1 protein-coding gene is annotated in these 332 nt (G+C 57.8%); it reads right to left on the bottom strand.

Annotation, left to right across the window (positions count from 1 at the left end; genetic code table 11):
- The coding region (locus tag HU720_RS23980) for an immunoglobulin-like domain-containing protein (protein ID WP_186523641.1) at positions 1–332 on the bottom strand (332 nt) is incomplete at both ends.

Here is a 332-nt window from a genome sequence, read left to right on the forward strand (position 1 = left end):
GTGTAGGTGATCTTGCCACCTTCCGCGACTTCGCCAGTGGCGGTCAGCTTCAGCTCAGTGGTGTCTTCAGTGCCTGGACCCTGAGTTACGGAAGTAACTGGCTTGCCTTCACCGACGACTTTCTCGTAGTTACCACCCGTAATTGCGTCGATGCTGTTGCTAACGTCCGGCTTGGTGTTGTGGACGCTGTTCGGCACGGTGAAGTCCACCGAGCTCGACGACTGACCAACCGGAATGGTGATGGTCTGGCCGTTGGCCAGTTTCACAACCAGGTCGCTACCGGTAACTTCGTGGTTCACGGAGGCGGTGTAGGTGATAGTGCCGCCTTCGGC

The sequence above is a fragment of the Pseudomonas sp. SWRI51 genome, assembly GCF_014268825.1.
GTDB lineage: Bacteria > Pseudomonadota > Gammaproteobacteria > Pseudomonadales > Pseudomonadaceae > Aquipseudomonas > Aquipseudomonas farsensis.